17 protein-coding genes are annotated in these 18,078 nt (G+C 71.8%); 14 read left to right on the top strand and 3 right to left on the bottom strand.

The genetic code is table 11. The annotated features are described in order from the left end of the window. Window positions 1-108 precede the first annotated feature (108 nt). Window positions 109-1,470, top strand: coding sequence for a phosphoglucosamine mutase (gene glmM / locus R4P08_RS07070; RefSeq protein ID WP_317813066.1), 1,362 nt, complete (start codon window positions 109-111; stop codon window positions 1,468-1,470). Window positions 1,471-1,520: 50 nt separating this feature from the next. Here the strand turns inward: glmM and R4P08_RS07065 are convergent, their stop codons facing one another. Beyond that, window positions 1,521-2,393, bottom strand: a complete 873-nt coding sequence (locus R4P08_RS07065) for a chlorophyllase/cutinase-like alpha/beta fold protein (protein ID WP_317813065.1) — start codon at window positions 2,391-2,393, stop codon at window positions 1,521-1,523. 72 nt (window positions 2,394-2,465) lie between these two features. On the opposite strand from R4P08_RS07065, the gene glmS reads away from it, so the two are divergent. From glmS to tsaD, 8 genes are read left to right on the top strand one after another with little or no spacing between them, the layout of a single operon-like run. Beyond that, window positions 2,466-4,322: a glutamine--fructose-6-phosphate transaminase (isomerizing) gene (gene glmS, locus R4P08_RS07060; RefSeq protein ID WP_317813064.1), complete on the top strand. Its 1,857-nt coding sequence runs from the start codon at window positions 2,466-2,468 to the stop codon at window positions 4,320-4,322. A gap of 40 nt (window positions 4,323-4,362) precedes the next feature. Further along, complete coding sequence (locus tag R4P08_RS07055; protein WP_317813063.1) at window positions 4,363-5,859, top strand: bifunctional ADP-dependent NAD(P)H-hydrate dehydratase/NAD(P)H-hydrate epimerase; 1,497 nt, start codon at window positions 4,363-4,365, stop codon at window positions 5,857-5,859. A gap of 38 nt (window positions 5,860-5,897) precedes the next feature. Then, window positions 5,898-7,094, top strand: a complete 1,197-nt coding sequence (gene alr / locus R4P08_RS07050) for an alanine racemase (protein WP_317813062.1) — start codon at window positions 5,898-5,900, stop codon at window positions 7,092-7,094. Continuing rightward, window positions 7,091-8,431 carry an alpha/beta hydrolase gene (locus R4P08_RS07045; RefSeq protein ID WP_317813061.1) on the top strand — a complete coding sequence of 447 codons (1,341 nt, stop codon included), beginning with the start codon at window positions 7,091-7,093 and terminating at the stop codon, window positions 8,429-8,431. Before alr ends, R4P08_RS07045 begins: the two co-directional genes overlap by 4 nt. Further along, on the top strand, window positions 8,428-8,940 hold the full coding sequence (locus R4P08_RS07040) for a tRNA (adenosine(37)-N6)-threonylcarbamoyltransferase complex ATPase subunit type 1 TsaE (RefSeq protein ID WP_317813060.1): 513 nt from the start codon (window positions 8,428-8,430) through the stop codon (window positions 8,938-8,940). The genes R4P08_RS07045 and R4P08_RS07040 overlap by 4 nt, the downstream gene beginning before the upstream one ends. Window positions 8,941-8,945: 5 nt before the next feature. Continuing rightward, on the top strand, window positions 8,946-9,674 hold the full coding sequence (gene tsaB, locus R4P08_RS07035; protein ID WP_317813059.1) for a tRNA (adenosine(37)-N6)-threonylcarbamoyltransferase complex dimerization subunit type 1 TsaB: 729 nt from the start codon (window positions 8,946-8,948) through the stop codon (window positions 9,672-9,674). Then, window positions 9,671-10,267 (top strand): ribosomal protein S18-alanine N-acetyltransferase, encoded by a 597-nt coding sequence (rimI, locus tag R4P08_RS07030; protein WP_317813058.1) that lies wholly within the window; start codon window positions 9,671-9,673, stop codon window positions 10,265-10,267. The genes tsaB and rimI overlap by 4 nt, the downstream gene beginning before the upstream one ends. Window positions 10,268-10,275: 8 nt before the next feature. Further along, window positions 10,276-11,301 (top strand): tRNA (adenosine(37)-N6)-threonylcarbamoyltransferase complex transferase subunit TsaD, encoded by a 1,026-nt coding sequence (gene tsaD / locus R4P08_RS07025; RefSeq protein WP_317813134.1) that lies wholly within the window; start codon window positions 10,276-10,278, stop codon window positions 11,299-11,301. A 12-nt stretch (window positions 11,302-11,313) separates the two neighbouring features. Here tsaD and R4P08_RS07020 read toward each other — a convergent pair whose 3' ends face one another. Next, window positions 11,314-11,697: a DUF4190 domain-containing protein gene (locus R4P08_RS07020; protein ID WP_317813057.1), complete on the bottom strand. Its 384-nt coding sequence runs from the start codon at window positions 11,695-11,697 to the stop codon at window positions 11,314-11,316. A gap of 278 nt (window positions 11,698-11,975) precedes the next feature. Here R4P08_RS07020 and groES point away from each other — a divergent pair, with 278 nt between their 5' ends. From groES to R4P08_RS07000, 4 genes are all read left to right on the top strand, one after another. After that, on the top strand, window positions 11,976-12,263 hold the full coding sequence (groES, locus tag R4P08_RS07015) for a co-chaperone GroES (RefSeq protein ID WP_317813056.1): 288 nt from the start codon (window positions 11,976-11,978) through the stop codon (window positions 12,261-12,263). 143 nt (window positions 12,264-12,406) lie between these two features. After that, window positions 12,407-14,029 (top strand): chaperonin GroEL, encoded by a 1,623-nt coding sequence (gene groL / locus R4P08_RS07010; protein ID WP_317813055.1) that lies wholly within the window; start codon window positions 12,407-12,409, stop codon window positions 14,027-14,029. A 283-nt stretch (window positions 14,030-14,312) separates the two neighbouring features. Further along, window positions 14,313-14,894 (top strand): sigma-70 family RNA polymerase sigma factor, encoded by a 582-nt coding sequence (locus tag R4P08_RS07005; RefSeq protein ID WP_317813054.1) that lies wholly within the window; start codon window positions 14,313-14,315, stop codon window positions 14,892-14,894. Then, window positions 14,891-15,889, top strand: coding sequence for a hypothetical protein (locus tag R4P08_RS07000; RefSeq protein ID WP_317813053.1), 999 nt, complete (start codon window positions 14,891-14,893; stop codon window positions 15,887-15,889). The genes R4P08_RS07005 and R4P08_RS07000 overlap by 4 nt, the downstream gene beginning before the upstream one ends. Window positions 15,890-16,002: 113 nt before the next feature. Here R4P08_RS07000 and R4P08_RS06995 read toward each other — a convergent pair whose 3' ends face one another. Then, on the bottom strand, window positions 16,003-16,425 hold the full coding sequence (locus tag R4P08_RS06995) for a DUF5319 domain-containing protein (protein WP_411741172.1): 423 nt from the start codon (window positions 16,423-16,425) through the stop codon (window positions 16,003-16,005). 112 nt (window positions 16,426-16,537) lie between these two features. On the opposite strand from R4P08_RS06995, the gene guaB reads away from it, so the two are divergent. Further along, window positions 16,538-18,073, top strand: a complete 1,536-nt coding sequence (gene guaB, locus R4P08_RS06990) for an IMP dehydrogenase (protein ID WP_317813052.1) — start codon at window positions 16,538-16,540, stop codon at window positions 18,071-18,073. The last annotated feature ends 5 nt before the right edge of the window (window positions 18,074-18,078 follow it).

The following is an 18,078-nucleotide window of genomic DNA, read 5'->3' as shown; positions in this document are numbered from 1 at the left end:
CTGTGGTTCATCTCTCGAGTGACCGACCGGCCGGGGTTATCCTGACCCGGTTGCAGACGCCCACCCCCCGCGCGGTGGCGGCCCCACGATCTTTCAGGAGTACCCACCATGACTCGACTGTTCGGCACAGACGGGGTTCGCGGACTCGCCAACCGGACGCTCACCGTGGACCTGGCCCTGCGGCTCGGTGCGGCCGCTGCCGCGGTCCTGGCCGCGGAGTTCGACGGGACCCGGGTGCATTCCGGCTCACCCCGCCCGCTCGCGGTGATCGGCCGGGACCCCCGGGTGTCCGGAGAGATGCTCGAGGCCGCGCTCGCCGCGGGGCTGGCCAGCCAGGGTGTGGACGTGCTGCTGGTGGGTGAACTGCCGACCCCCGCCGTCGCCTATCTGACCGCGCAGCTCGGCGCGGCGCTCGGTGCGGTCATCTCGGCCTCCCACAACGAGATGCCCGACAACGGGATCAAGTTCTTCGCCGCGGGCGGACACAAACTCGGCGATCACGTGGAGGACCGGATCGAGAGCGCTCTGACGGACGGCGTGATCACCGGCCCCACCGGAGCAGCCGTCGGCCGGATCTCACGGGCCTCCGCGGAGGATGCGTCGGACGGTTATGTGGGGCACCTGCTCAGCGCGACGCCGGCGCGGCTGGACGGCCTCGTCGTCGTCGTCGATTGCGCCAACGGTGCCGCCAGCGTGGTCGGGCCGCGCGCCTACCGCGAGGCGGGGGCGACGGTGATCGAGATCCACGCGAGCCCCGACGGCTACAACATCAACGACGACTGTGGTTCCACGCACCTCGACGACGTCCGTGCGGCCGTGCGGGCGCACGGCGCCGACCTCGGCCTGGCCCATGACGGCGACGCCGACCGCTGCCTGGCGATCGACGCCTCGGGTGAGGTCGTCGACGGCGACCAGATCATGGCGGTCCTCGCCCTGGCGATGCGGGATGCCGGCGAGCTGGCCGGGGACACCCTCGTGGCGACGATCATGAGCAACCTGGGTCTCAAGGTGGCCATGCGGGCCGCGGGTATCGAGGTCACCGAGACGAAGGTGGGGGACCGGTACGTCCTCGAGCGTCTGCGGGAGGGCGGGTACAGCCTCGGCGGCGAGCAGTCCGGTCACCTGGTGCTCCCCGCGCACGCCACCACCGGCGACGGCGTGCTCACAGGGCTGCGCATCATGGCGCGGATGGCGGACACCGGCAAGTCGCTCGCCGAGCTGGCGAGAGTGATGACGGTGCTCCCGCAGATCCTGATCAACGTGCCGGTGGACGAGAAGGCGGCGGTCGTCGCCTCGTCGGTCGTCAGTGCGGCCGTGGCGGTCGAGGAGAAGCGTCTCGGGTCGGGCGGCCGCGTGCTCCTGCGCCCGTCGGGGACCGAGCAGCTCTTCCGCGTCATGGTCGAGGCCGAGGATGCGGACTTCGCCCGCGAGGTGGCCGAGCGACTCGCCGGGGTCGTCGCCGCGGTCTGACCCGGGCGCGGGGGCCGGCCGAGTCGCTCGGCCCGGGCGCGGGGGCCGGTTCAGCCGCCGGTGAAGGACTTGACCAGCTTGAGCATCGGCGGGGTGCTCGCCAGGAGGTCGTTCTCCTCCTTGTCCAGCAACTCGTCGGTCACCGTGACCGTGTCCTTGAACTGCGCGTCCGGGTCGGCGAACGCCGCATAGGCGCTGTCACCGGCGAGGGCGGACAGCAGGAACCCGGCGAGCAGGGGACGCACCGTGCGGTGGGTGCGACGGTCCGGGTCGGCCAGGCCGATGTTCTCGAGCAGTGGATTGCGCTCGACCAGACCGGCCTCGATCGCCTTGGCGAGACGCCGGTGCACGAGCGGACCACGCCACGCCAGGTGCAGCGCCCGCGCGTCCTCGGTGTGGGTGCCGCCGGCGGCCGAGAGCAGCATCGCCGGCGCGTCGATGGTGATCGCCCTGTCAGCGGCCGACGGGACGGTCTCCGCGGGGAAGATCATGGCTACCGCGTCGATGTCCGTGCGCTGGGAGGCCAGCAGTGCGCTGACACCCCCGCCGAGACCGTGACCGGCGAGCGCGATCCGACGCGCATCCGCGCGGACCGACCCCCGGCCGAGGGCGGCCTGGAGGGTGTCCTCGATCGCCGCCGACAGGTGGTCGGCGAAGTGCTGGTGGTTCGGTCGGGGCGAGTTGTCGGTCGACGGGGCCACCACGACGAAGCCCCACGACGCGAGGTGTTTGAGGGTGTCGACGTAGTGGCCCGGGCCCTTGGTCCAGTCGTGAGCGAAGCCCACGAGCGGCGCGGGCGATGGTGCATCCCGGGGGACGAACACCGTGCCGCGCGTCCCGGTGAAGCCGAGATCGCCGGTGTCGACCCCGTAGGGACCCCGGCGGCTGAGCGTGTCGAGTAGTTCCTTGGTCTTGATGGCCACGGTGGCCACAGTATCGCTTCGGGGGTGCGGAGGGAGGCTGAGACGCCGGACCGCGTGGTTACACTTGCGCCCATGTGCGGAATCGTCGGTTATGTGGGGCATCAGGCTGCCCTCCCTGTTGTGGTGGATGCCCTTCGGCGGATGGAGTACCGCGGGTACGACTCCGCGGGCGTGGCCGTTCTCGACGGGTCGGGCTCGTCCCGGGTCGAGAAGAAGCAGGGCAAGCTCGCCAACCTCGAGGCGGCCCTCGACGCCGCGGGTGCCGACGCGTTCCCCGGGACCACCGGCATCGGCCACACGCGCTGGGCCACCCACGGTCGCCCCGTCGACCGCAACGCCCACCCGCACGTCTCGGGCGACGTCGCGATCGTGCACAACGGCATCATCGAGAACTTCGGGCCCCTGCGCGCGGAGCTCGAGGCCATGGGGATCGAGTTCGAGTCCGACACCGACTCCGAGGTCGCCGCGCACCTGGTCGCGTGCGAGATGGCCACCGGACCCCACGCGGGTGACTTCGTGGCCGCGTGCCGCGCCGTGCTCAGGCGCCTCGAGGGCGCGTTCACCCTGGTGTTCAGCCACGCCGCCCACCCGGGCACCCTGGTCGCGGCCCGCCGGTCCACCCCGCTGGTCCTGGGCGTGGGGGACGGCGAGATGTTCCTCGGCTCGGACGTCGCCGCCTTCATCGAGCACACCCGTGATGCGGTGGAGCTCGGCCAGGACAACGTGGTGGTGCTGCGGGCCGACGGCTACGAGATCACCGACCTCGCCGGTGAGCCCACGGAGGGGCGCCCGTTCCACATCGACTGGGACCTGGCCGCCGCCGAGAAGGGCGGCTACGACTACTTCATGCTCAAGGAGATCGCCGAGCAGCCCAAGGCCGTCGCCGACACCCTCCTGGGTCACTTCCAGGACGGTCGCATCGTCCTGGACGAGCAGCGGATGACAGACCAGGACCTGCGGGACATCGACAAGGTGTTCATCGTGGCCTGCGGCAGCGCGTACCACTCCGGAATGGTGGCCAAGTACGCGATCGAGCACTGGACGCGGCTTCCCTGCGAGGTCGAGATCGCCTCGGAGTTCCGCTACCGCGACCCGGTTCTGGACCGGTCCACCCTCGTGGTGGCCATCTCCCAGTCCGGCGAGACCGCCGACACCCTCGAGGCCGTGCGCCACGCCAAGTCACAGAAGGCCCGCGTCCTGGCGGTCTGCAACACCAACGGCTCGCAGATCCCCCGTGAGGCCGACGCCGTGCTGTACACGCACGCCGGCCCCGAGATCGGTGTGGCCTCGACCAAGGCGTACCTCGCGCAGATCACCGCGAACTACCTCGTCGGCCTGGCGTTGGCGCAGGCCAGGGGCACCAAGTACCCCGACGAGGTGGCCGCCGAGTTCCGTCAGCTCGAGAAGATGCCCGCCGAGATCCAGAAGGTGGTCGACTCCCTCGAGCCGGTCCGGCAGATCGCGCGCGAGCTGGCCGACTCCAAGTCGGTGCTGTTCCTCGGACGCCACGTCGGCTACCCCACGGCCCTGGAGGGTGCGCTCAAGCTCAAGGAGCTGGCCTACATGCACGCCGAGGGTTTCCCGGCCGGCGAACTCAAGCACGGGCCGATCGCGCTCATCGAGGACGACCTCCCGGTCTTCATCGTCATGCCGCCCGTCGAGGGGCGGGGCGTGCTGCACTCCAAGCTGGTGAGCAACATCCAGGAGATCAGGGCCCGCGGGGCGCTGACCATCATCATCGCCGAGGAGGGCGACGAGGTGGCCAAGCCGCTGGCCGACCACTTCATCCCCATCCCGGCCTCGACCACCCTGCTGCAGCCGCTGCTCGCGACGATCCCGTACCAGGCCTTCGCCGCCGAGGTCGCCGCCGCCCGCGGTTACGACGTGGACAAGCCCCGCAACCTGGCCAAGTCCGTCACGGTGGAGTGACCCGCCACCGGGTCTGGGAAGCGATCGGGGTCCGACGAGCATGAGGCGTGCGCACCCGGTCGAGGCGATCCGGTCCGCCGAGCGCCCGCTCATCGAGGCGGCCGCGGAGTCCGGGGACCCGGACGCCGTGATGCGCCGCGCGGCGGCGGGCGTCGCCCACCACACCGCCGAGCTCCTGCGCGAGCGCACGGGCGGCGTGTACGGCCGTTCGGTGCTGCTGCTGGTGGGCAGCGGCGACAACGGAGGCGACGCCCTCTACGCCGGCGTGGTCCTGCGCGGCCGCGGTTGCCGCGTGGACGCCGTGCTCGTGGACCCGGACCGGGCCCACGTCCGGGGCCTCGCCGCCCTGCTCCGCGCCGGCGGGCGCATCCGCCGCATGCAGACTCCGGGTTCGCACGAGCCCGTCCCGGACGTCGCCGTCGATGGCGTGGCGGGCCTGGGTGGTGTCGGCCCGGTGCGCGCTCCGGCGGCGCGGCTCGTTCAGAGCCTGGCCGCGGCCGGGGTCCCGTGGGTGGCGGTGGACCTGCCCAGCGGGGTCGACGCCGACACCGGGACCGTCCACACGCCGCACGTTCCCGCCACACTCACCGTCACCTTCGGCGCGCTGCGGCGGGCGCACCTGCTGGCCTCGCCCGCCTGCGGGCGGGTGGAGGTGGTCGACATCGGTCTGACCGGGATTCCGCCCGGACCGCAGACGATCGCGTCCCCGGACCCGGCCGAGGTGGGCCGGTCCTGGCCGGTGCCGGGGCCGGGGGACGACAAGTACACCCAGGGCGTGGTGGCGATCCGCGCCGGCTCCGAGCGTTACCCCGGCGCGGCCGTGCTGTGCACCTCGGCGGCGGTGGCGGCGACCTCGGGGATGGTCCGGTACGTGGGCCCGGGCGCGCGGGCCGTGCTGGCCGCGCGGCCGGAGGTGGTGTGCCACCCGTCGGTGGCCGAGGCGGGGACCGCGCAGTCCTGGATCGTGGGGCCGGGTTCGGGGACCGGTGCCGAGGCCGTCGCCGACATCGACGCGGTCCTGGCCAGGGGACGGCCGACGGTCCTCGACGCCGACGCGCTCACGTGTGTCGCGGCCCATCCGGTGCTGTTGCGGAGCTCGACCGCGCCCGTGCTGCTCACCCCCCATGCCGGCGAGTTCGACCGCCTCACCGGCGGGTGGGACCGTGCGGACCGACCCGGCGCGTTGCGCCGCTACGTCGCCGGTCTGCGGGACCGGGGGATCGAGGCGACGGTGCTGCTCAAGGGGCGGGTCACCCTTGTCGACGACGGCGAGACCACCTGGTCGCACGATGCCGGTTCCTCCTGGGCCGCGACCGCCGGTTCCGGGGACGTCCTGTCCGGGGTGGCCGGGGCGTTGCTCGCGAACGGCATGGGGGCCGGCGGGGCGGCTTCGTGGCCGGCGGTCGCGGCGGTCGTAGCCCACGGTGAGGCCGCGCGGGCCGCCGCGCGGCGGACAGGTGGGGCGGGAGCGCCGATCGGGGCCGGCGATCTGCTGGCCGCGCTACCGGGGGCGATATCCGCGCTGCGCGGTCGGTGAATCACTACCCGGCGGTGTTGTTTGGCAGAATGGACAGAATGGGTTCAATTGTCCCCCCCGCACCATGCCGGGCCGAGATCGATCTGGATGCGATCGAGCACAACTCCCGCGTCCTGGTCCGGTCTGCGCGCGGGGCGCGGGTCATGGCAGTGGTCAAGGCCGACGCCTACGGCCACGGAGCCGTGCCGGTCTCGCTGGCCGCGCTGCGCGGCGGTGCGGACGCGCTGGGCGTCACCACCATCGGCGAGGCCGTGGAGTTGCGCGAGGCGGGGATCGACGCCGAGATCCTGGCCTGGCTGTTCGGGGTCGGTGACGACGTCCGTGCGGCGCTCGAGGCCCACATCGACCTGGCCATCCCCGGCCCCGGTCACCTCGACACCGTTCTCGACGCCGCGCGCCGCACCGGCCGCCGCGCCCGGGTGACCCCCAAGATCGACACCGGGCTCGCCCGCTCCGGCGTCACCCTCGATGACTGGCCCGCCCTGCTCGACCGGCTCGTGGTGGCCTCCGACGAGGGGCTGATCGAGGTCACCGGGCTGATGGCGCACTTCGCGCACGCCGATGACCCGGGCAACCCCGTCATCGACCAGCAGGTCGAGCGCCTGCACGCGGCCGTGGCGCAGGCGCGCGCCCGCGGCCTGGACTGCCCGGTCAACCACCACGCCAACTCGGCGGCCACCCTGACCCGGCCGGACGACGGGTTCGAGATGGTCCGGCCCGGTATCGCCCTGTACGGGCTCAGCCCGGTCGACGACCTCGACGCGGACCTGATCCCGGCGATGACGTTCTCCGCCGAGGTCCTGATGGTCAAGCAGCTGGCGGCCGGCCAGGGCGTGAGCTACGGGCACACCTGGTTCGCCCCCCGGGACACCACCGTCGCGCTCGTCGCGGCCGGTTACGCCGACGGGGTGTGGCGCCTGCTCTCGGGCCGGCTCGACGTCTCGATCGGCGGGCGCCGGTATCCGAATGTCGGGCGGGTCTGTATGGACCAGCTCGTCGTCGACCTGGGGCCGGACCCGGGAGACCCGCGCGGCCCTGGCGGGGCGGGCGAGGCGGGCGCAGCAGTGCGGGCGGGCGACACCGCCGTCCTGTTCGGCACGGGTTCCGATGGCGGCCCCACGGCCGCCGAGTGGGCCCGGACCCTGGGGACCATCCACTACGAGGTCGTCACCGCCGTCCGCGGTCGGGCGGCCCGCCATCATGTTCACAGTGGACTCGGGAGAGGTCGAGGATGAGCCAGAAGGACGACACGACGCGCCGCGGCAGTGGTCGACCGCAGCTCCGGTTGCCCCGGCGTCCCTCGCGGTCGCCGGCGGAGCCGCCGGTCGAGGTCCGGTCGCCGCAGCTCGTCGGCGGTGCGCCGGGGGACGCCGAGACGGTGGCGGAGGAGATCCGGACGCCCGGCGGTCTGGCCGCGGGCCTCAGTGCCCTCGGCGCCGCCACCATCGGTTCCGTGTCCACCCTCCTGCCCGGCCGGAGGGCCAAGGACCCGTGGGCGGGCGAGGACATGTGGGAGCTGGGCGTGGACCGCGGCTCGATGGTCACCGCCTCGGACGGGGTCCCGCTCGCGGTACGCGAGGCCGGGCCGACCGACGCCCCGATGACCGTGGTGTTCGCGCACGGGTACACGCTCTCGATGGACTCCTGGCACTTCCAGCGCCGCCACCTGCAGCAACGATTCGGTTCCGAGATCCGGATGGTCTTCTACGACCAGCGCGGCCACGGGCTCAGCAGTAAGAGCTCGCGCGCGAACTCGACCATCGCGCAGATCGCCAGGGACCTCGACACGGTGGTGTCGGCGACCGCACCCACCGGTCCGATCGTGGTGATCGGCCACTCGATGGGCGGGATGGCGGTCATGGGGTACGCGGCCCGCCACTCGGCGACGGTCCGCGAGCGTGTCCTCGGGGTGGGCCTGGTCTCCACCGCGATGGCCGAGCTCTCCGAGGCCGGGCTCGGTGCGGTGCTGGGCAACAGGACCGTCGCCCGGATCGCCGGGCTGGCCGGACGGACCCCGGGTGTGTTCACCAGTGGCCGGAAGGCCTTCGGCGCGATCATCTCGCCGTTCATCTACGGCGGTTCGTTCGGCGACCCGGCCAAGATGAGCCCGACCGTCGCCAGGTTCGTGGACAAGCTCATCGCCTCGACCGATGTGTTGACCATCGCGAACTTCTTCGAGACCCTCACCCAGCACGACGAGACCGCCGCCATACCCGTGCTGCGGGACGTGCGCACCACGGTGCTGTGCGGTGACCGCGACCTGCTGACCCCCCTGGACCGGTCGGTCGACATCGCCGAGGAACTGCCGGACGCGGAGTTCGTGGTGGTCCCCGGCTGCGGCCACATGGTGATGCTGGAGGAGCCCGCGTACGTGTCGGAGGTCCTGGGCGACCTCGTCGCGGACGCGATCATCGAATGGCGCGCGCGGACGCAGGGCCCGGCTGACCGCAGCCCCTCGACTGACAGCAGTCCCGCGGGCGATGGCAGCGCCTCGCCTGACAGCGATCCCGCGAGCGATGGCAGCGCCTCGCCCGGTAGCAGCCCCTCGACGGGCCACAGCAAGGCCTCGTGACGATCCCGGTGCCGGGGGAGCGGGAGCTCCCCACGGTGGAGGACACCCGGGCGCTGGGCGCCGAGCTGGCGGGACTGCTGCGCGCCGGCGACGTGGTGGTGCTGGACGGGCCCCTCGGTGCGGGCAAGACAGCGCTCACCTCGGGGTTGGCGGTCGGGCTCGGGGTGCTCGGCCGGGTCACCTCTCCGACCTTCGTCATCGCGCGCCGGCACGCACCCGGGACCCCGGACGGTCCCGGACTGGTCCACGTCGACGCCTATCGGCTCCTCGGCGGGCAGGACCCGGACGGCGTCCGGCCCTCGTCCGCGGACCTGGCCGACCAGCTGGAATCCCTCGATCTGGACTCCGCGCTCGACGACGACGTGGTGGTGGTGGAATGGGGCGCCGGGTTCGTCGACTCGCTCGTCGCGGCCCCCCTGGTCGTCACCATGCGCCGCGGAGACGACACCGAGGTGCGCTCCGCCGCCTGGCACCGGGCCGGTCGGCCGCCGGGCCCGGCGGTACCCTGACCGGTGTGCTGGTCCTCGCTGTTGACACCTCCACCCCCGCCGTCACCGCCGGGGTGTGCCGACTCGTGCCCGGAGACCGCCGTCCGGTCGTGACGACGCTGGCCTCACGGGTCACCGAGGACGCCCGGGCCCACGCGGAGCTGCTCACGCCGCACATCCTGGAGTGCCTGGCGGAGGCCGGTCTCGCCCCCGTGGACCTGGAAGCCGTGGTGGTCGGGGTGGGGCCGGGTCCGTTCACCGGACTGCGGGTGGGGATGGTCACCGCGGCCGCGTTCGCGGACGCGATCGGCAGGCCGGTGCACGGGGTGTGTTCGCTCGACGGGGTCGCGGAACGCGCGCGCGCCGCCGGGGCGGTCGGCGAGCTCGTCGTCGTCACCGATGCCCGGCGCCGCGAGGCCTACCACGCGCGCTACTCCCCGGACGGTGCCCGCGTCTCCGGGCCCGCGGTCGGCCCCGCCGCGGACATCCCGGTGGACGGGGTCGACCACGTGGTGGGAGACCCCGCGCGCCTGGCGGAGATGGTCGGGGCGGTGCAGTCTGCGGGAGCGGGCGGGGTGGCCGCCCCGGACCCGGCCGGGCTCGTGGCGGCCGCCGCCGCGGATCTCCTCGGCGCGGTGACCCCGGCTCCGCTCGAGCCCCTGTACCTGCGGCGACCGGACGCGGTACCGCCCCGCAGGGTGGAGCCGTCACCGGCGTTGCGGGGCGTCGGGCGTCCCGAGGGACTTCCGAGATGAACAGCCCCGACATCAGCAGCCCTGAGATGGGCAGCCCCGAGACGGGCAGCTCCGATACGAGCAGCGCCGACACGGGCAGCGCCGGGACGAGCAGCGCCGGGACGGGTGGCGGGTCGCGGGACGGGGTGGTCTACGAGCCGCTGGTCGCCGACGACGCGATGCAGTGCGCCCGACTCGAGCAGGTCCTCTTCTCGGGGGACGGGCCGTGGTCGGCTGCGGCGTTCCTGTCCGAGATCGGCTCCCGGCACACCACGTGCGTGGCGGCCCGGTCGGGCGACCGGCTGGTCGGCTACTCGGTCCTGGCCGCGCTCGGGCGGGAGGGCGACCGCGAGTTCGAGGTGCACACGATCGGGGTCGACCCGGAGTTCCAGGGGCGGGGGATCGGCCGGGCACTGCTGCGGCGGATGCTCGCCGTGGCGGATGCGGAGAACGCACCGGTGGTGCTGGACGTGCGCACGGATAACGTGCCCGCCCGCTCGCTGTACGTGGCCCACGGGTTCGAGGTCGTGGGACTGCGGCCTCGCTATTACCGGCCGAGCATGGCCGACGCGCACCTGATGGTGCGTCCGGCAGGAGAGGGGACCAGCTCGTGAGGACCGTAATGGGGATCGAGAGCTCGTGTGACGAGACCGGTGTCGCCGTAGCCCGGGTCCACGACGACGGGCGGGCCGAACTGCTCTCCGACGTGGTGGCCTCGTCGATGTCCGAGCACGCGCGCTTCGGTGGGGTCGTGCCGGAGATCGCCTCCCGGGCCCACCTCGAGGCGCTCGTCCCCACCGTCCGGGCGGCGCTCGCCGAGGCCGGCATCGACCGGCCCGACGCGGTGGCCGCGACCATCGGCCCCGGCCTGTCCGGCGCGCTGCTGGTGGGTTCGTCCGCGGCCAAGGCGTACGCCGCCGCGTGGGGCACCCCGTTCTACGCCGTCAACCACCTGGTCGGCCACGTCGCCGTCGCCGGTTTCGACGGCGGACCGCTCGAGGAGTGCGTGGCCCTGCTGGTCTCCGGTGGGCACACCCAGCTGCTCCACGTGCGGTCCCTGACCGAACCGGTCGTGGAGCTCGGCTCGACGGTCGACGACGCGGCAGGCGAGGCCTTTGACAAGATCGCACGGCTACTGGGCCTGGGATATCCGGGCGGACCGGTGGTGGATCGGCTCGCCGCGACCGGGAACCCCGCTGCGATCTCGTTCCCGCGCGGCATGACCGGCCCGCGGGACGCCCGCCACGACTTCTCCTTCTCCGGACTCAAGACCTCGGTCGCGCGGCGTATCGAGGCGGCCGAGCGCGACGGTGACCAGCTCGACGTGGCGGACGTGGCCGCGTCGTTCCAGGAGGCCGTGGCCGACGTACTGACGATGAAGGCCGTCCGTGCCTGCACCGATCTCGGCGTGGACACCCTCCTCGTCGGGGGAGGGGTGGCGGCAAACTCGCGGCTCCGGGAACTCGCCGCGCAGCGGTGCGCCGACGCCGGGATCGCCCTGCGGATCCCGCGGCCGCGGCTCTGCACGGACAACGGGGCGATGGTCGTGGGGGTGGCGTCGGCGCTCCTCGCCGCGGGGGTCCGGCCCAGCCCCCTGACCGTGGCTGCTGATCCGGGACTGTCCGTCGAGGTGACCCAGGTCGTGTGAGCGGTTCCCGCGTCAGAAACCGAGGACGGCGAAGGCGTATCCGGTGAACAACAGCATCCCGAACACCACCGACGCCATGACCGCCAGCCAGACGTAGCTCACCGCGAGGGCGGTGAGCGCGAGGCCGCGGCCGGATTCCCCGCTCCGGCGGACCCGGAACAGGGCCACATGGCCCAGCGCCACCGAGACCACGGCGAAGACGGCCGGGAACACCGGCAGGAACAGCCCGAGGAACGAGCCGAACACGACGTTGCCCACCGCCAGTACTACTGCGGCCAGGGCCGTCCGGTTAACAGGGCGAGGGCCACCGTGCGGATCGGGGCCCGGGTCGTCGGTCCCGGGATCGTCACCGGGAACCGGCGTTCCCGCCGGACCGACCGTGGACCAATCGGACATGGCTGGCGGATTCTCCCTGGGGGCGACGGGTCGGTTCGCCTGATCGTACGCGCGGGCCGCACCCGTTGTCGGAGTTCGGCACCCGTGCGCCCCGGGCCGAGTTCAGCGTGTTCGCCACCGGCGAATGTGCCAGATCGGGCACCCGGGGCACTTGAGTGCTGGCACTCGCGCATATAGAGTGCCAATAGGCATGGACCCGACCGCGTCTCCCGCGACGACGCCTCACCGGAGCCCCGCCCCCTGAACACACATCACCATCTACACACGGAGGATCCATCGTGGCGATCAAGCCGCTTGAGGACAAGATTCTCGTCGAGGCCACCGCTGCCGAGACCACTACGGCATCCGGCCTCGTCATTCCGGACACCGCCAAGGAGAAGCCCCAGGAGGGCACCGTCGTCGCGGTCGGCCAGGGCCGCTTCGACGAGGACGGTGACCGCATCCCCATGGACATCAAGGAGGGTGACAAGGTCATCTACTCCAAGTACGGCGGCACCGAGATCAAGTACGAGGGCAAGGAGTACCTGATCCTCTCCTCGCGCGACGTTCTCGCGGTCATCGACTGACGTGAGCCCGCAACCCCCGCCCCGGTGACGCTGGCCATAGTCCGGCCCGCCGGGGCGGAGGTGTCTCACCGGTGTCTGACCGGAGTCTCTCGCAGAGTGATCCGTCCGTCCCGAACACCCTCTTTTCTCCAGGAGTCCTACCCATGCCCAAATTGATCGCGTTCGACGAGGAGGCCCGTAAGGGCATGCTCGCCGGTGTGGACCAGCTCGCCGACACCGTCAAGGTCACACTCGGCCCCAAGGGCCGGCACGTCGTGCTGGCCAAGGCCTTCGGAGGCCCCACCGTCACCAACGACGGCGTCTCCATCGCCCGCGAGATCGAGCTCTCCGAGCCTTTCGCGAACCTCGGTGCGCAGCTGGTCAAGAGCGTCGCCACCAAGACCAACGACGTCGCCGGCGACGGTACGACCACCGCCACAGTGCTCGCCCAGGCGCTCATCCGCGAGGGCCTGCGAAACGTGGTCGCCGGGGCCAACCCGATGGCGATGGGCAAGGGCATCGAGAAGGCCTCCGCCGCCGTCGTGGAGTTCCTCAAGGCCTCGGCCACCCCGGTCTCGGGTTCCGAGGCCGTGGCGCAGGTCGCCACCGTGTCCTCTCGGGATCCGGAGATCGGCCGCATGGTCTCCGAGGCCATGGACGCGGTCGGCGTCAACGGCGTCGTGTCCGTCGAGGAGTCACAGGGCCTGCACACCGAGGTCGACGTGACCGAGGGCATCGCCTTTGACAAGGGCTTCCTCAGCCCGTACTTCGTCACCGACCCCGACGAGCAGAAGGCCATCTACGAGGACGTCCTGATCCTGCTGGCCCGGGAGAAGATCAGCTCGCTGCCGGATCTGCTCCCGCTGCTGGAGAAGGTCGCGGAGACCGGCAAGCCGCTGCTCATCGTGGCCGAGGACGTCGACGGCGAAGCGCTGTCGACCCTCGTCGTCAACTCGATCCGCAAGACCCTCAAGGCCGTCGCGATCAAGGCTCCGTACTTCGGAGACCGGCGCAAGGCCTTCCAGGACGATCTGGCGATCGTCCTCAAGGGACAGGTCGTCAGCCCGGACCTGGGCATGAAGCTCTCGGACTGCGGTCTCGAGGTGCTCGGCCACGCCCGTCGCGTGACCGTCTCCAAGGACGAGACGATCATCGTCGACGGCGACGGCGACCAGGCGGACGTCGACGCCCGGGTGGCGCAGCTGCGCCGCGAGGCCGAGAACACCGACTCCGACTGGGACCGCGAGAAGCTCGAGGAGCGGATCGCCAAGCTCTCCGGTGGCGTCGCGGTCATCCGTGTCGGTGCTGCCACCGAGACCGAGCTCACCGAGCGCAAGCTCCGCGTCGAGGACGCGGTCAACTCGGCCAAGGCCGCGGTCGAGGAGGGCGTCATCGCCGGTGGCGGTTCCGTCCTGGTGCAGGCTGCGGCGTCGCTCGCGCGGCTCGCGGAGGACACCACCGACGCCGATGAGGCCGTGGGCGTGAACGTGGTCCGCAAGGCCCTGTCGGCCCCGCTGTTCTGGATCGCCGCCAACGCGGGCGAGGACGGCGCCGTGGTGGTCAGCAAGGTCGCCGACCTGGGCCCGCGCGACGGCTTCAACGCCGCCACCGGCGAGTACGGCGACCTGATCTCCGCCGGCATCATCGACCCGGTCAAGGTCACCAGCTCGGCGGTCGTCAACGCGTGCTCCGTCGCGCGGATGCTCCTGACCACCGAGACCGCGATCGTCGAGAAGCCCGAGGAGAAGGGCTCCGACGCCCACTCGCACGCGGGTCATTCGCACTGACATCCGGTCACCACGGGCCCCGGCCCCCGCACCCGCGGGGCCGGGGTCCGTTCGGCGTTCCCGGCCCGCCATGTGGGCCCGTATGGCGCCCAACAGTTACGCTGGGCGCTCACGAGACGGCCTCCTGCACGAGGTCGCGCACGTATCCTGTGCCCACGTCCTGACGGACACCGACAGACACTGACGGGCCGGGCACGAGACCACGACGCCCGGCGTCGTACCCCCAGACAGGAAGGCCGTGCCCCGTAAGCACACCCGTGTAACGAGAGGCCCCTCGAATTCGATGACAGGTACAGCAGACGAGTTGGAATTCGCCGTCGCCGCCGCGGTGAAGGGAGACCGGACCGCGGCGTCGCGGGTTCTCGAACTCGTACGTCCCGGTGTGGTTCGGTATTGCCGTTCCCGCGTCGGGGGTGCGGAGAGGGTCAACCTGTCTGCTGACGATGTGGCACAGGAGGTGCTGATCGCGGTGCTCTCGGCCCTGCCGGGATACCGGGACCAGGGACGTCCCTTCATGGCATTCGTGTACGGGATCGCGGCCCACAAGGTCGCGGACGCCCATCGGGGCGCCGCACGGAACAAGTCAGATCCCGTGGAGTACCTCCCCGAGGTGCTCTCCACGGACACCGGGCCGGAGGCCCACGTCCTCGACGGGGAGGTGACCAAGGCGATGAGCCGGTTGCTGGGAACCCTTCCGGAGAAGCAGAGAGAGATCATCCGACTGCGAGTGGTGGTCGGACTCTCCGCGGACGAGACCGCGGAGATCGTGGACAGTACGGCCGGAGCCGTGCGCGTCGCCCAGCACCGGGCGATGAAGCAGCTCCGGACGAAGATCGAGCAGGACGGAAAGGAGCGATGGCGATGAACGACGACGATGTCGACCCCGGCACCCGGGACGACGACGCCTCGCTCGACGAGCACGGCCCCAGCCCGGCGGAGGTCGAGCGTGACGACGATCTCCTGAGTGCTCTGGGAAACGGAGATCGGCCGGACGGAGACGACGCCCTTCTCGCGCTGTTTGCCGAGTGGCGGGCCGAGGTCGCTTCCGCGCCCCTGCCCGAATTGCCCAGCGACGAGGAGATCGGGGTCGCGCTCGCGCCCAACGTCTCGCGCCTGTGGCCGCGCCGCGGTTGGGCCAAGTCGCATGAGCACCACCACGGTCAGCGCCCCGCCTTGTGGCAGGCGGTGACCGGGGCAGCCGCCGTGGCCGCCGTCATCGTCGGTGGCCTGTCCGTCGCCGCACACAGTGCGATGCCCGGCGACCCGCTGTGGGACGTCTCCAAGACGATCTTCTCCGACCGTGCGGGGGACGTGGAGTTGGTCAGCGACCTCACCGAGCACCTGGCCGCGGCGGACCTGGCGGCCCGAGAAGGCGATCGAGACACCGCCGAGCGACTGCTCAACGAGGTGACGGACCGGCTCGACGAGGTCTCGGATGCCGCGGAGCGGGTCGAGCTGATGAAGCGCCGCGACGCGATCAAGCGTGATCTGAGCCGGGTCACCCCCAGCGCGGTGCCCTCGCCGGCGCCCGCTCCGGCGCCGAGTCCGGGACCTGCGACCCTCGTCCCGGGGATCCCCGTCCCGTTGCCGTCGAACCTGTTCCCGGCGCCGCCCCCCGGAATGCCGGTGATCCCGCTGCCGCTCGACGGACTGCGGATCTCCACCACCCTGCAGATCCCGATCGACACCAAGCGGATCCAGGACTTCCTGGCGCCGACCACGGGCCTTCCGCAGCCGGGTGACGACCAGACCGACGTGCCGACGACGGTTCCGACCCGGCCGACCGTGACCTCGACCTCGAGGTCGCCGACCCCGACGAGTACGAGTCCGACCGCGCAGACCGCCCCGCCGTTCAACTGATCCCGCGGCGCCGACCGACGGGTAGCGCAGGATAAGAGGAACCCCGCCGCCCACCTTCACAAGGTGGGCGGCGGGGTTCGTCGTGCGACGCGCGGGGTCGCGCGTGCGCCGGTTCAGCGACGCCAGTTGAGGCGACGCGGGCGCATGGCGCGCACCGCGTCGGTGTAACCGCGGCAGTATTCCCACGTGACGTAGTCGTCCGGGACGGGATCGAACGCGGGCTCGTGGGGCAGGAGTGAGCCGTCCTCGAGGAGCTGCATCAGGTTGGCACGGAGCATGTCCCACTCGTGATAGTGCTCCTCAGCGCAGTCCTCGCACTGGACCGCGACGCCTTTGGCGCCGGTGGGGGCGAGGAGTGCACGGAACTCCTCGAGGTCGGCCAGATCCTCCTCGATGGCGTGCCGCTCGTCGGCGTCCAGCGGACCCGAGGGAGCACCGTCGTCGGCGGGGTCGAACTCGGCCAGTTCCGCGGCCGGATCGTCCGGATCACCGGCGAAGGGGTCGGGCGGCATACCGTGTCGTAGCGGATCGTTCACGTCCCCAGAGTACCTGTGACCACCACCCTGCGGGGTCGACGGTTCGAGTCGTAGCCCTCGGACGCACTATCCTCGGAAGCCAGCAGTGAGACCACCCCCAGGAGGACAGCAGATGAGCGAGTCGCGAGGCCCAGTGCGCACCGGCGGGGACGATCCGGACAAGGTCGCCATGGTGGGCCTGACCTTCGACGACGTGCTGCTGCTCCCGGCCGCCTCCGAGGTGGTCCCCAGTGAGGTCGACACCAGTACCCGGCTCACCCGCGACATCACGCTCCGCGTCCCCCTGGTGTCGTCCGCCATGGACACCGTGACCGAAGCCCGCATGGCCATCGCCATGGCCCGGCAGGGCGGGATCGGCGTGCTCCACCGCAATCTCTCGATCACGGACCAGGCCGCCCAGGTGGACACGGTCAAACGTTCCGAGGCGGGCATGGTCACCGACCCCGTCACGTGTGCGCCGGCCAACACCCTCGCCGAGGTCGACGAGATGTGTGCCCGTTACCGGATCTCCGGCCTGCCGGTCACCGATGAGCGTGGCGAGCTGGTGGGGATCATCACCAACCGGGACATGCGGTTCGAGGTGGACAAGTCGCGTCGCGTCGACGAGGTCATGACCCGCGCGCCGCTGGTGGTCGCCCGCGAGGGCGTCACGGCGGAGGCCGCCCTCGGCCTCCTGCGCCGGCACAAGATCGAGAAGCTGCCGATCGTCGACGGCGGCGGTCGCCTCACCGGACTCATCACCGTCAAGGACTTCGTCAAGACCGAGAAGCACCCGGACGCCACCAAGGATTCCGATGGCCGGCTGCGGGTGGCCGCCGCGATCGGCACCGGCGAGGACGCCTGGCAACGCGCGGGCACGCTCACCGATGCCGGGGTGGACGTCCTCGTCGTCGACACCGCGCACGCCCACAACCGCAACGCGATCGAGATGGTCGCCCGCGTCAAGAGGGAGCTCGGTGACCGGGTCCAGGTGATCGGCGGCAACCTGGCCACCCGTGGCGCGGCGCAGGCCATGGTCGACGCGGGCGCGGACGCCATCAAGGTGGGCATCGGCCCCGGTTCCATCTGCACCACCCGTGTGGTCGCCGGCGTGGGCGCCCCGCAGATCACCGCCATCCTCGAGGCGTCCGTGGTCGCGCACGCCGCCGGGATCCCCGTGATCGCCGACGGTGGCATGCAGTACTCGGGCGACGTGGCCAAGGCCATCGCGGCCGGCGCCTCGGCATGCATGTTCGGCTCGCTGCTCGCCGGGTGCACGGAGTCCCCCGGGGAGCTGATCTTCGCCGACGGCAAGCAGTACAAGGTCTACCGCGGCATGGGGTCGATGGGCGCGATGCGCGGGCGCGGCAAGCCGGGCCAGGAGAAGTCGTTCTCCAAGGACCGCTACTTCCAGGACAACGTCCTGTCCGAGGAGAAGCTGGTCCCCGAGGGCATCGAGGGGCGGGTGCCGTACCGCGGCGACGTCGCACAGGTCCTGCACCAGCTCACCGGTGGACTCCGGGCGGGGATGGGTTACACCGGCGCGGCCACGATCCCGGACATGCAGCGCGCCCAGTTCGTCCAGATCACGGCGGCGGGGCTCAAGGAGAGCCATCCCCACGCGATCCAGATGACCGTCGAGGCCCCCAACTACAACGTCAAGGACTGAGGCGC

Origin of the sequence: Rhodococcus sp. IEGM 1408 (assembly GCF_033142235.1) — a bacterium.
Taxonomy (GTDB): domain Bacteria; phylum Actinomycetota; class Actinomycetes; order Mycobacteriales; family Mycobacteriaceae; genus Dietzia.
This window is presented reverse-complemented; position numbering and strand designations above follow the sequence as displayed.